Source organism: Actinoplanes sp. CA-142083, from assembly GCF_050942195.1.
Taxonomy (GTDB): Bacteria; Actinomycetota; Actinomycetes; order Mycobacteriales; family Micromonosporaceae; genus Actinoplanes.
The window spans coordinates 3,016,506-3,029,242 of sequence record NZ_CP192076.1 but is presented as its reverse complement, the minus strand read 5'-3'; the positions used below and the strand labels follow the sequence as shown (position 1 = coordinate 3,029,242).

Below are 12,737 nucleotides of genomic sequence, written 5' to 3'. Positions count from 1 at the left end.
CTATGGGAGCGCTCCCAAGATGTCCTCACGAACTCTCCTGTCCGCCGCGGCGGCCGGCGCCCTCGTCCTCGCCGGCCTGATCGCGACCAGCCCCTCCGCCAGCGCCGCCACCGTGGCCGCGTTCCCGGGCGCCGCCGGCCCGGCCATGTACGCCACCGGCGGCCGGGGCGGCGACGTCTACCACGTCACCAACCTCACCGACAACGCGAGCAGCCCGGCCGCCGGGTCGCTGCGGTACGGCATCAACAACGCCCCGAGCGGCGGGCGGACGATCGTCTTCGACGTGGCCGGCACGATCAAGCTCTCCCCCGCCGGGCGGCAGGGCTGGCTGACGATCAACTCGAGCAACCTGACCATCGCCGGGCAGACCGCGCCGAAGCCAGGCATCACGATCATGGGCCAGGCCACCAAGGTCACCGGCAAGAACATCATCCTGCGGCACGTGAAGTTCCGTCCCGGCAAGGACCAGGCCAACCCGGAGACCGCGACCAACGACGGCATCTGGATCACCGGTGACAACGTCATCGTCGACCACGTGTCGGTCAGCTGGGCCGACGACGAGGGGATCAGCACCAGCGACGCCGCCGGGCAGGTGACGGTGCAGTACGCCGTCGTGTCGGACGGGCTGAACTACAAGGGCCACAGCTACGGCGCGCTGGTCGGCAGCGACGTGACCGGATCGAACATCGCCTACCACCACAACCTGTTCGCCCACCACCTCAGCCGCCTGCCCCGGCTCGGCAACGAGACCGGCGCGGTCAACAACGTGGAGTGGAGCAACAACGTCATCTTCGAGGGCAAGGGGTACAGCGGCGAGAACCAGCTGGCCAACGCGAACTTCGTCGGCAACACCTACCTGCGGCAGAACTCCAGCAGCCCGGAGGTCTACACCGGGGAGACCGGCACCAGCGCCTACATCTCGGGGAACCGGGCCGACTACGACGGCGACGCGAACCTGACCAACGGGGTGGACATCGCGTGGGACCGGTACACCGGCGTGCCTACGCACAAGTCGGCGCGGTTCGCCGTACCGAATATGACCAATGAATCGGCGGGTGCGGCCCTGACCCGGGTGCTGGCCAACGCCGGCGCCTTCTACTGGTCGCGGGACGCCGTCGACACCCGCGTCGTCAGCGAAACCAAGAACACGAGCGGCGGGGTCATCAACAACCCGAACTCCACGGAGTGGAACAACTTGTGGAACGCCGCGCAGGTGAGCAGCCCGAGTGGCTGGGACACCGATCGGGACGGCATGCCCAACGCGTGGGAGTCGGCCAGCGGCCTGAACCCGGCGTCCGACGACCACAACGGCGACGCGGACGGCGACGGCTTCCGCAACATCGAGGAGTACCTCGACTACGCGGCTCAGGGCAGCCCGCCCATCACCTCCATCACACCCCCGCCGACCACTCCGCTCACGACGCCGCCCGCCGGCGCTTGTGGCGCGGCCTACCGGATCACCAACACGTGGGACGGCGGCTTCCAGGGTGAGGTGACCGTGACGGCCGGCAGCTCGGCCATCAGCGGCTGGAACGTGCGGTGGACTCTCGGCAGCGGCCAGGCCATCAGCCAGGTCTGGAACGGCAAGCTCACCACCAGCGGCACGGCCGTGACGGTGGCCAACGAGTCCTACAACGGCGCTCTGGCCGCCTCGGCGTCGACCACCTTCGGCTTCCTTGCCACCGGCACGGCCACGACGCCGGCCCTGACCTGCACCAGCGCGTGAGGAGGACGTCCATGAACCGCAAACGAGCCGTCGCGGCCGCCGCCGTCGCTTCCCTTTCCGTCCTCGCGTCCGTCGCGGTCGCCACCACCGCCCGGGCGGCCGCCGGGTGCCAGGTGGACTATCGGGTGAGCTCGCAGTGGACCGGCGGATTCACCGCCGCCATCACCATCCACAACCTCGGCGACCCGATCAACGGGTGGCGGCTCGGCTGGACCTTCCCGGCCGGGCAGACCATCACGCAGTCCTGGGGCTTCACCGCCAGCCCGGCCTCGGGCTCGGTGGTGGCCACCAACGCCGACTACACCGCCGTGATCGGTACGGGGGCGTCGGTCGAGGTCGGTTTCAACGGCACCTGGACCGGCAGCAACCCGGTACCGAATGCCTTCACCCTCAACGGAACGGCCTGCACCGGCGGCACGACACCGACCACGACACCACCGACCACCACCCCGCCTCCCCCTAGTGGGCCGGTGAAGGCGTTCCCGACGGCGGTCGGCTACGGCGCGGCGGCCACGGGCGGCCGCGGCGGCACGGTCTACCACGTCACCAACCTCAACGACTCCGGCTCGGGCTCCTTCCGCGACGCGGTCAGCGCCAACAACCGGATCGTCGTCTTCGACGTCGGCGGCTACATCAAGCTGTCCTCGACCGTGCTGGTGCACAGCAACATCACCATCGCCGGGCAGACCGCGCCGGGCGGCGGCGTCGGCGTGCAGGGCGGCGAGGTCTCCTTCAACAGCGGGACCAACGTCATCGTCCGCAACTTCCGGTTCCGCATGGGCACCCAGGACGCCGACCAGAAGAACAGCGGCATCAACTGGCTGGACGCCAGCAACCTGATCTTCGACCACGTGTCGATCGAGTTCGGCGCCTGGAACAACATCGACGCCGTCCGCGCCTCGAACATCACCGTGCAGTACTCGATCGACGCCGACCCGATCGGCCAGCAGTTCGGCGCGCACACCGAGACCGGGCCCTACACCTGGTGGCGCAACCTCTGGGCCAACTCGCACAACCGCAACCCGCTGGCCAAGGCGAACACCCAGTTCGTCAACAACGTGGTCTACAACTACCAGGCCGGCTACACCGCCGGGAACTCCAGCGGGCACTTCCTGCACGACGTGGTCGGGAACTACTTCATCACCGGCCCGCGCACCACCAGCGCCTCCAACTACTACTACCAAACCGGCAACCAGCAGATCTACAACAAGGACAACTGGCTGGACAGCAACAAGGACGGCGCGCTGAACGGCTCGGCGGCCGGCGTCCGCGGCGGCGCCACCGAGCTGACCGCGCCGTTCTCGCCCACCACCGCCAGCATTCCCACGCTGGGCGCCGCGGCCGGTTACGCCGACGTGATCGCGAAGGCCGGCGCCGTTCCCCGCGACGACGTGGACAAGCTCGTGGTGGCCGACGTGACGTCGCTGGGCGCCAAGGGCGACCTGTGGTCGAACCAGAGCGCCACCGGCCTGGGCAACAGCGGCTACGGCACCCTGGCGGGCGGCACGCCGAAGGCCGACACCGACCGCGACGGCATGCCGGACGCCTGGGAGACCAAGTACGGCCTGAACCCGTCCGCCAACGACGCCGGCGGCGATTTCGACAAGACCGGCTACACCAACGTGGAGAAGTACCTCAACGGCCTGCTCGACAACCAGTATCCCTAGGCCATCCGCGGGTTCGCCGGTCCACCCCTGGACCGGCGGGCTTGCCGAACGCCGCGGGATCGTGGTGCGCTCGCTATAGTCCCCGTCAGCGTTCGAGGAGGCACCGGTGGTCCAGCGACAAATCCCCAAGCCCGCCGAGATCTTCGAGCTCATGCGCTTCAAGAAGCCGCAGCTCGACGCCCGCAAGCGGCGTCTCGACGCCGCGCTGACCATCGAAGACCTGCGGGCGATCGCCAAGCGCCGCACTCCCCGGGCCGCGTTCGATTACACCGACGGCGCCGCCGAGGGCGAGTTGTCGCTGTCGCGCGCCCGCCAGGCTTTTCAGGACGTCGAATTCCACCCCAACGTCCTGCGCGACGTCGCCAACGTCGACACCTCCACCACCGTCTTCGGCGGTTCCTCCGCGCTGCCCTTCGGCATCGCGCCCACCGGCTTCACCCGGCTCATGCAGACCGAGGGCGAGACCGCCGGCGCGACCGCCGCGGCCGCCGCCGGGATCCCGTTCTGCCTGTCCACCCTCGGCACCACCAGCATCGAGACCGTCCGGGAGGCCAACCCCACCGGGCGCAACTGGTTCCAGCTCTACGTCATGAAAAAACGCGAGATTTCGTACGCGTTGGTCGAGCGCGCCGCCAAAGCGGGGTTTGACACGCTCTTCTTCACCGTGGACACGCCCGTGGCCGGCGCCCGGCTGCGCGACAAGCGCAACGGCTTCTCGATCCCGCCGCAGCTGAGCCTGCGCACCATCGGCAACGCCATCCCGCGCCCCTGGTGGTGGTACGACTTCCTCACCACGCCCAAGCTCGAGTTCGCCTCGCTGTCCTCCACCGGCGGCACCGTCGGCGAGCTGCTCGACGCCGCGATGGATCCCACCATCAGCTACGAGGACCTGCGCATCATCCGCGAGATGTGGCCCGGCAAGCTCGCCGTCAAGGGCGTGCAGACCGTCGAGGACGCCCGCAAGCTGACCGACTTCGGTGTCGACGGCATCGTGCTGTCCAACCACGGCGGCCGCCAGCTCGACCGAGCCCCGATCCCGTTCCATCTGCTGCCCGCCGTCGTCCGCGAGGTCGGCGCCGACGTCGAGGTCACCGTCGACACCGGCATCATGAACGGCGCCGACATCGTCGCCTGCATCGCGCTCGGTGCCAAGTTCACCCTGATCGGCCGCGCCTACCTCTACGGCCTGATGGCCGGCGGCCGCCCCGGCGTCGACCGCACCATCCAGATCCTCACCGAGCAGATAATCCGCACCATGAAGCTGCTCGGCGCGCACAGCCTCGAGGAGCTCACCCCGCGGCACGTCACCCAGCTGGTCCGGCTGGTCCCGGCCCACCCACCTCGCTGAAAGCAGCGCCTTGCGGGACGGATCGTGGTCGCACATGGGCGAGAGGAGCAAGCTGGACGGTCCACGTCCGGGCCGGCCCGACGAACGCCATGGCCCGGCAGAGGAGGTCGCAGCCCAGCTGCGGCGTGCCTTCGGCGAAGCCGCGATTGATGAAGCGAACCGCTCGCGGGTAGTCCTCCGCTTCGAGAGCGGCGTCGAGGCCAGCAGCCAAGATCGCGGCGAGCGCGGCGTGGAAACTTTCTGAGCCCTTCTCCCGAAGAGACTTGGTGGGCTCGCGCAAAGTTGACGTGTCTCCTCTGGTGTTGGCGGTCCAGCCAGTGGCGCCAACCCTACTCGCACCATCCGGCGATGGCCGGTTGTGACGGGGGTCACGCATTGCCAATCAGCGCGTCTTGCGACAAATTCTGTGCTAACTTTGCGGCGTTGCAGTTTTGATTTCCGTAGACGTTTCCGGCGCCTGATGGGTTATCTGAGCCTATCCAGGCGCTTTTTCGTTTTTCGTGTCGTTTCGGCGCGGGTGATCAACGCGGCGGCGTACGAGTCTGCACAAGGCATTCTCGAACAGCCTGCGAAGGAGCAGACATGGCTACAGGCACCGTGAAGTGGTTCAACGGCGACAAGGGCTTCGGCTTCATCAGCCAGGACGGCGGCGGCCCCGACGTCTTCGCCCACTTCTCCGCGATCTCGGCGAGCGGTTTCCGCAGCCTCGACGAAAACCAGCGGGTGGAGTTCGACATCACCCAGGGCCAAAAGGGCCTGCAGGCGGAAAACATCCGCGCGCTCTGATCCACGCTTTTTGCCGGAACGGCGGCCCGACTGGTTCAGCGGGCCGCCGTTTCGGTGTTTCCGGGAATTCGCCGGCGCCGCCGTACGCTTGCCGCATGATCGCCTTCACGGATGTCGATGCCTTCGCCAAGTCGTTCGCGGCGCTCGACGGCGTCTTCGACGCGCCGCCGCCGCTCGGCGATCCGGTCGACCTGCTCGCGCACGGCCTGCAGTGCGCCGACATCCTGCGCGGCCGCTATCCGGGCGACCTCGGCCTGCAGCTGGCTGGGCTGGTCCACGACATCGGTCACGCCGTCGGGGGCGACGATCCCGATCACGCACGGACCGGCGCCGAGGCGGTGCGGCCGCTTTTCGGCGACCGGGTGGCCGATCTGGTCGGCCTGCATGTCGCGGCCAAGCGGTACCTGGCCGCGACCGAGGACTACGAGCTCTCCGAGGCCAGCCGGCTCAGCCTCGCCCGGCAGGGCGACGTCATGACGCCGGACGAGGTCACGGCCTTCGCCGCCGGGCCGGAGGCCGCCGCGGCGATCGCGCTGCGGCGGGCCGATGAGGACGCGAAGGTGGTCGGTCGGGCCGTGCCGGGCCTGGCGACCTGGATCCCGCGGATCCACGACTACGTCCGCCGCTGACCCACCCGGATCCGGCCGATTCCCAGGAGCAGCAGGCCGGTCGCGACCAGCAGCAGCAAAGTGTCGGCGCTGGCGCCGAACACGTCGCCGCGGTCGGACAACGCGAAGATGCTGACCGGCATGGTCCGCCAGCTCGCCGGATAGACCATGATCGTCGCGCCGAGCTCGCCCATGCACAGGGCCACGGCCAGCGCGGCGGCCGCCGTGATCGACGGCAGCAGCAGCGGCAGCGTCACCCGGGTCAGGACACGAGCCGGCCGGGCGCCGAGGCTCGCGGCGACGTCGAGCAGATGCCGGTCCAGGCGTTGCAGGGCCGCGGACACGGTGCTGTAGGCGAACGCGAGCACCAGCATGGTCTGCACGGCGATCACGATCCATTTCGTGCCGTTGAGCAGGATCGGCTGCCGGCTGAACGCGACCAGCATGCCGAAGCCGAGAACCACGCTCGGCACGGCGAGGGGCAGGTGGAACAGCGCGTCGCTGGTGGCGCGCAGCCGCCGCGGCAGGCGATCGGTCGCCAGGGCCGCCCAGGCGCCGACCACCACGGCGGCCAGGCCGGCGATCAGCGCCGTCTGGATGCTGGTGGACAGGCTCGCCAGGTTCTCCGCGTCGAGGGCCTCTTGCAGATGGGCGCCGGTCAGCGACGACGGAAGCACGCCGTTCCAGCTGCGGGCGAGCGACGCGACCAGCACCACGAGCAGCGGCGCCACCAGGAGCACGAATACGACGACGGCGAACAGGGCGACGACGGCACGCCGGCCGCGATCAGTCCAGAGCAGCACGACGGCCTCCGATCCGCGCGGCGAGCACGCGCCCCGACACGTACAGAATCAGCGATAGTGCGACCTGAACGCAGGCGAGCACGGCCGCCGAGGGGTAGTCGAAGGCGACGATGCCCTTGGTGTAGATCAGCACCGGCAGCGTGATCACGCCCTTGGCGCCGATGAACAGCACGATGCCGAACTCGTTGAGCGTGAGCATCAGGCACAGGCTCGCGCCGGCGACGATCGAGGGCAGCAGCTCGGGCAGCAGCACCCGGCGGGTCACCGTCCAGGGCCGCGCGCCCAGGCTCGACGCGACCCGCAACTGCTCGATCGGCATCCGCTGGCAGGCGGCGAGGACCGGGCGGACGACGAACGGCGTGTAGAACGTGATCTCGGCGAGCAGGACAGCCCAGCGTGTGTAGATGAACCCGCCGAGCGCCTCCGGCCGCCCCGTGAGGCCCTCGATCACCGAGCTGAGCACGCCCACCCGGCCGTAGAGGACGGCGAACGAGAGAGCGATGAAGAACGACGGGAACGCCAGGATCACCGTGGTCAGCCGGGACACCGCCGCCGAGCCGGGGAACGGCACGAAAGCGAGCACGATCGCGATGAAGGTGCCGAGCAGGACGCAGCCGATCGTCGCGCCGATCGCGGTCGTGATCGTGTTGACCAGGCCTTCGCGGAACGCGGCCGAACGCAGCACGGTCTGCCAGGCGACCGCGCCGGCGGGCCGGCCGAGCCGATCCTGGAACGACTGCTGCACCACGGTGACCAGCGGATAGATGAACAGCAGGCCGAGCACGGCGAGCGGCCCGACGAGGCTGATCCCGCCGAGCGCCGGTCGTCGCCGGACGCGGACCGTGGTGTCGCCGGGCGCGGTGGTCTCCAGCGCGATGGTCATGCCCGCACCCCGTCCGGCACCAGCACCCCGGCGCCCTCGGCCGCGGTGATCGAGATGGGGTGCCCGACCTCGGGCAGCGTGCTCACCGAGCCGACGTCCACGCGCAGCGGCCCGAGCCCGTCGAGATCCACCGAGAGGCGATAGTTGGCGCCCCGCCACTGCACCGCGGTGAGCCGCCCGGACCAGCCGTCCCCGATGCCGAGCTCATGCGGCCGCAAGCAGAGCAGCGTCGGGTCATCAAGATCAAAACCAGCAGTCGGGCATCGTACGGTGACAGCACCGGCCCGGACCAGCCCGGCGCCGACCACGGTGGCCGGCACGAGGTTGGCGTCACCGAGGAAGGAAGCGGTGAACGACGACGGTGGCTGCCGGTACAGCCCGCCCGCCGGACCGGCGTCCACGATCCGGCCGTCGTGCATGACCACGATGCGCTCGGCCAGGCTCAGCGCTTCCACCTGGTCGTGGGTCACGTAGAGCATGGCGATGTCGGGCAGGTCGATCCGGAGCCGCTGCAGCTCGCCGATCATGTCCTGGCGCAGCTTGGCGTCCAGGGCGGACAGCGGCTCGTCGAGGAGCAGCACCTGCGGCGAGATCGCCAGGGCGCGGGCGATCGCGACCCGCTGCTGCTGGCCACCGGAGAGCTCGCCCGGGTAGCGGCGGGCGTACCCCGCCATGCCGACCATCTCCAGCACCTCGGTGACCCGGGTCGCCGCCTCCGACCGGCGCACCCGGCGGGCACGCAGACCGAAGGCCACGTTGTCGGCGACCCGCATGTGCGGGAAGAGGGCGTACTGCTGGACGACGATGCCGAGGCCCCGCTCGTACGGCGGCAGCCCGGTGACGTCCCGGCCGGCCACGGACACCCGGCCGGACGTGAGACGTTCGAAGCCGGCCAGCGCCTTCAGGGCGGTCGACTTGCCGGATCCGGACGGCCCGAGCAGCGCCACCGTCTCACCGGCATCGACGGTCAGGGAGAAGTCGGTCAGCGCTCTCGTGCGACCGTAGTCGACGCAGGCGTCGTCGAAGCGGATGGCCTCGGGCATCGTCGTCACTCAGCTCGCGGTCGCGTTGTTATAGGCGGCCACGTCGGCGTCGAGCTCGGCGAGCACCGCGTCCCAGTCCGGGTGGTAGACCTCGACGCCCTTGACGGCCTTCTGGACGGCGGCGAAGTTCTCGTCGGTGGGGGTGACGTCGCTGCGCACCGGGATGCCGAAGGCCGCCGACGACACTGCCTTCTGGGCGTCGGCGGAGAGCAGGAACTCCATCAGCTTCTTGCCGTTGGCGGCCTGCGGCGCGTTGGCGGTCAGGCCCATCGCGTACGGGAGGGCGACGGTCTGCGGCGCCTTGCCCGCCTCGGCCGGGAAGAACACCGTGAAGGCCGACTTGTCGTTGCTGATCGAGGCCAGGTTCATCTGCAGGTCGCCGTTGGCCACGACCAGCGAGCCGGAGGAGACCTTGGGCTGCAGCTTGCCGGTCGAGGAGGACGGGCCGACGTTGTTGGCCTGCAGCTTCTTCAGGTACGCGAGGGCGCCGTCCTTGCCCATGACGTGCTGGAGCAGGATCAGCACGGCGGTGCCGTCGCCGGCCTGGCCGGGGGTCGAGTACTGCAGCTTGCCCTTGTAGGTGGCCGCCAGCAGGTCGTCCCAGGTCTTCGGCGGGGTCGTCTGCTTGGTGCTGACGATGAAGCACGAGTAGTTGTTGACCAGCGCGGTCCAGTGCCCGTTGGCCGCCTTGTCGGTCGCCGGGACGGCCGCGGTGTCCACCCCCAGGTCGCCCAGCATGCCGTCCTTGTCGGCCTGCTGGATGAACGGCGGCAGCGTGATGAGCACGTCGGCCTGCGGGTTCGAGCGCTCCTTCTCGATCCGGCTGACGACCTCGCTGGAGCCGGCCTCGACGTAGTTGACCTTGACGCCGGTGCTTTTGGTGAACGCATCGAACTGCGGCTTGTACCAGTCGGCGAGGCCGTCGGCGCTGTAGACGGTGACGGCGCCGCCGCTCGAGCCGGAGCTGCCGGCAGGGGTGTCGCCGCCGGTGCCACCGCAGGCGGCGAGCGACGCGGCGGCAAGGACGGTGATGAGAAGTCGAATCTTCATGGCAGTCAGTCCTCAGGGGGTGGGAAGGTTCTCGACTACGTGCTCGGCCAGGCCGAAGGCCGTGGTCATGCCGATGCCGGCGGTGACGGAGACGACGTGCACGCCGGGGGTCGGGGTCTCGATGAGGAAGGGCTGGGGCGCCGAGGCGTAGACGCCCCGCCAGCGCGCGCGGATCCGGAGGGCATCGCTGCCGAAGAGCCGGCGGGCGTGGCTGAGCAGCAACTCGTCGCGCTGCTCGGCGCGGAAGGGCGGGATCGCGTCGGCGTAGTCGTGCGTGTCGCCGAAGACGATCTCGCCGGTCGGTCGCTGGGTGAACATGAGGTTGAGCCCGGCCTCGACGCCGGCCGGGTCGGCCGACGCCAGCCGCTCCCGCACGCGCTCGAGGGCCGGGCTGACGGCGAAACCGTCGTAGCGCAGGAGCGACCAGCCGGTGAGCACGGCCGGGTCGACCGTGGTGTGTGCCGGGTCGTCCAGTTCGAGCATGTGCAGGGCGCACCGGAGCACTTCGTGCCCGGCCGCCACCTCCGGGTAGAGCCGGTCGACGTCGTGACCGACCGCGACGACGACGTCGGCCGCCCGCAAGGCGCCACGGCTGGTGCGGACGGTGTCGCCCTCGACGCCGTGCACCGAGGTCGACCAGTGGAAGTCGACTCCCCGGCCGGCGAGCCAGGCCGCGATCGACCCGACCGCTTCCCGGGCGTCGACACGCAGGTCCAGGGGGAGCCATGCGCCGCCGACGACATCCCCGGCGACCGGCACGCGACCCCGTACGGCCGCGGCGTCGAGCAGGACGACGTCGTCGCCGCGCTCGGCGTGGAAGTCCTCGAGCACCTCGTACTCGTCATCGGCCCGCGCCACCACGACGGTGCCGGCGTCGCGGATCCAGAAGCCCGCCTCCTTGGACAGCCGCAACCAGTCCCGCCGCGCCGCCATCGCGTAGCGGAGCGCGTCGCCGGCCTGGCCGGTCACGCAGCCATGGCCGAAGTTGCGCACCGACGCGCCGATCGCCCGCGGATTGCGTTCGACCACGGCGACGCGGGCGCCACGGGCCAGGGCGTGCACGGCATGGCCGAGACCGACGACACCGGCGCCGACGATCAGCACGTCGTAGGGGCGGGGACTTGTCATGACAAGCATGCTCGACCGGGCCGTTCCGCCGGGTCAAGACGCGCGGCCAGCTAGACCGCGAGCGTTTACCCGTCGTTAAAACGGGCCTATTTGCTGGAGATCTACCCTGTTCCGGCAGCGCCGGCCACATGTATTGTCATCTTCCGTGGAAGCACCGCTGCACGAACGCGTGGCGGCCGACCTCCGGGCCCGGATCCTGTCCGGCGAGCTCGCGGTCGGCGCGCCGGTCCCGTCCGAGTCCGAGCTGTGCCTGCAGTGGCGCGGCTCCCGCGGGCCGGTCCGCCAGGCCCTCGCCTCACTGCGCGCCGAGGGGCTCATCTCCGGCGGCCGGGGCAAGTCGCCGACCGTGCTGCGCCGCGAGGTCGCGCAGCCGTTCGACTCGTTCGTGTCGTTCTCCCGCTGGGCCCACATGCTCGGCCTGCCCCCGGGGCAGAACACTGTGGAGATCGCCCGGCGGCGCGCCGACCAGGACATCGCCGACCACCTCGACATCGAGGCCGGCGAGCCGGTGGTCCAGCTGCTGCGCCAGCGCTCGCTCGCCGGCGAGCCGGTCATGGTCGAGCGCACGACGTTCGTCCGGGCCTGGGGCTCGCTGCTGTTCGAGCACGACCCGGACAGCGGCTCGATCTACGAGCACCTGATCGGCAAGGGCCTGCGGATAGGCGTGGCCCGGCACACCATCGACGCGGTGCAGGCCGACGAGAACGATCACAAGCTGCTCGGCGTTGCCGTGGGCGCTCCCCTGCTGCGCGAGGTGCGCATCGCGTACACCAGCGGCGGCGAGGCCTTCGAGTACTCCGACGACCGGTACCGCCCCGACCGGGTCACCTTCACCATCGACAACGCCCCCGAGGGCCGCCCGCTGTTCGGGCGCACCTGGCACACCTCCGTACGCCCCCGCCCGGAAAGGTCCATCCCATGATCGAGCTGGTCGTGTTCGACGTAGCCGGAACCACGGTGAACGAGGGCGGCACGGTGTACCGCGTGCTGGCCGACACCGTGCGCGCGGCCGGGGGCGACCCCTCCCCCGCCGAGATCGAGGCGTGGATGGGCGCGAGCAAGCGCGCGGCGATCCAGGCGCTGCTGACCGACGCGAGCGATGCCGTGGTGGACGAGGCGTTCGCCGACTTCCGCAAGCGGCTGGCCACGGCGTACCAGGAAAGTCCGCCCGTTCCGTTCCCCGGCGTCACCGAGCTGATCGCCGCCCTGCGGGCGGCCGGCGTCAAGGTGGCCCTCTCCACGGGCTTCGACCGCGAGACCACCGCATCGCTGCTCGCCTCGATCGGCTGGGGCCCGGCGACGCTGGACGCGGTCGTCTGCATCGACGACGTGGCCGCCGGCCGCCCCGCTCCCTACATGACCTTCCACGCCATGGAGGCGACCGGCGTCCAGGACGTACGCCGCGTCCTCGTCGCCGGCGACACCGTCCGCGACGTAGAGGCGGGCCGGAACGCCGGCGCGGCTCTGGTCGTCGCGGTGCTCACCGGCGAGGTCTCGCAGGAATCCCTGGCCGACGCCGGCCCCACCCACGTCCTCCCGGGCGTCGTCGAGATTCCGGAGCTGTTCTAGAGACCTTTCGGATTGAGGGTCTCTGTCTGATCCACTGTGACGCTTGTGGGTGATCGTGCCGACGGGCGGTTTCGGGGTCTGCTGATCGCATGCGGTATGGCGATGGCGGTGGCGTTGACCAGGCGG

The 12,737-nt window shown here is 70.1% G+C and carries 13 protein-coding genes; 8 read left to right on the top strand and 5 right to left on the bottom strand.

The features are described 5' to 3' along the window. The first annotated feature begins 19 nt into the window (after positions 1–19). The 6 genes from ACQPZX_RS13850 to ACQPZX_RS13825 all read left to right on the top strand — a co-directional run bounded on the left by ACQPZX_RS13850 (position 20) and on the right by ACQPZX_RS13825 (position 6,156). Positions 20–1,726, top strand: coding sequence for a cellulose binding domain-containing protein (locus ACQPZX_RS13850; protein WP_433379645.1), 1,707 nt, complete (start codon positions 20–22; stop codon positions 1,724–1,726). 11 nt (positions 1,727–1,737) lie between these two features. Next, on the top strand, positions 1,738–3,393 hold the full coding sequence (locus ACQPZX_RS13845) for a cellulose binding domain-containing protein (RefSeq protein WP_433379642.1): 1,656 nt from the start codon (positions 1,738–1,740) through the stop codon (positions 3,391–3,393). Between the two features lie 106 nt (positions 3,394–3,499). Further along, positions 3,500–4,741, top strand: a complete 1,242-nt coding sequence (locus tag ACQPZX_RS13840) for an alpha-hydroxy acid oxidase (RefSeq protein ID WP_433379639.1) — start codon at positions 3,500–3,502, stop codon at positions 4,739–4,741. Positions 4,742–4,775: 34 nt separating this feature from the next. After that, positions 4,776–4,985, top strand: a complete 210-nt coding sequence (locus tag ACQPZX_RS13835) for a hypothetical protein (RefSeq protein ID WP_433379636.1) — start codon at positions 4,776–4,778, stop codon at positions 4,983–4,985. 338 nt (positions 4,986–5,323) lie between these two features. After that, positions 5,324–5,527 (top strand): cold-shock protein, encoded by a 204-nt coding sequence (locus ACQPZX_RS13830; RefSeq protein WP_433379633.1) that lies wholly within the window; start codon positions 5,324–5,326, stop codon positions 5,525–5,527. Positions 5,528–5,622: 95 nt separating this feature from the next. Continuing rightward, positions 5,623–6,156, top strand: a complete 534-nt coding sequence (locus ACQPZX_RS13825; protein WP_433379630.1) for an HD domain-containing protein — start codon at positions 5,623–5,625, stop codon at positions 6,154–6,156. Here the strand turns inward: ACQPZX_RS13825 and ACQPZX_RS13820 are convergent. The 5 genes from ACQPZX_RS13820 to ACQPZX_RS13800 are packed head-to-tail and all read right to left on the bottom strand — an operon-like array spanning position 6,141 to position 11,042. Continuing rightward, positions 6,141–6,938, bottom strand: coding sequence for an ABC transporter permease (locus tag ACQPZX_RS13820; RefSeq protein WP_433379627.1), 798 nt, complete (start codon positions 6,936–6,938; stop codon positions 6,141–6,143). The two genes, ACQPZX_RS13825 and ACQPZX_RS13820, sit on opposite strands and share 16 nt — an antisense overlap. Then, positions 6,922–7,821, bottom strand: a complete 900-nt coding sequence (locus ACQPZX_RS13815; protein ID WP_433379624.1) for a 2-aminoethylphosphonate ABC transporter permease subunit — start codon at positions 7,819–7,821, stop codon at positions 6,922–6,924. Before ACQPZX_RS13815 ends, ACQPZX_RS13820 begins: the two co-directional genes overlap by 17 nt. Next, positions 7,818–8,864, bottom strand: coding sequence for an ABC transporter ATP-binding protein (locus tag ACQPZX_RS13810; RefSeq protein ID WP_433379621.1), 1,047 nt, complete (start codon positions 8,862–8,864; stop codon positions 7,818–7,820). Before ACQPZX_RS13810 ends, ACQPZX_RS13815 begins: the two co-directional genes overlap by 4 nt. Positions 8,865–8,873: 9 nt before the next feature. Continuing rightward, a complete protein-coding gene (locus tag ACQPZX_RS13805) occupies positions 8,874–9,923 on the bottom strand; it encodes a 2-aminoethylphosphonate ABC transporter substrate-binding protein (protein WP_433385224.1) in 1,050 nt (349 codons plus the stop codon). 3 nt (positions 9,924–9,926) lie between these two features. Further along, positions 9,927–11,042: a TIGR03364 family FAD-dependent oxidoreductase gene (locus ACQPZX_RS13800; protein WP_433379618.1), complete on the bottom strand. Its 1,116-nt coding sequence runs from the start codon at positions 11,040–11,042 to the stop codon at positions 9,927–9,929. A gap of 145 nt (positions 11,043–11,187) precedes the next feature. On the opposite strand from ACQPZX_RS13800, the gene ACQPZX_RS13795 reads away from it, so the two are divergent. Together ACQPZX_RS13795 and ACQPZX_RS13790 are read left to right on the top strand one after the other, a co-directional pair. Next, positions 11,188–11,964, top strand: a complete 777-nt coding sequence (locus ACQPZX_RS13795; protein WP_433379615.1) for a GntR family transcriptional regulator — start codon at positions 11,188–11,190, stop codon at positions 11,962–11,964. Continuing rightward, the gene (locus ACQPZX_RS13790) at positions 11,961–12,611 is read left to right on the top strand and encodes a phosphonatase-like hydrolase (protein WP_433379612.1); all 651 of its coding nucleotides are present in this window, start codon (positions 11,961–11,963) and stop codon (positions 12,609–12,611) included. Before ACQPZX_RS13795 ends, ACQPZX_RS13790 begins: the two co-directional genes overlap by 4 nt. Positions 12,612–12,737: the final 126 nt, after the last annotated feature.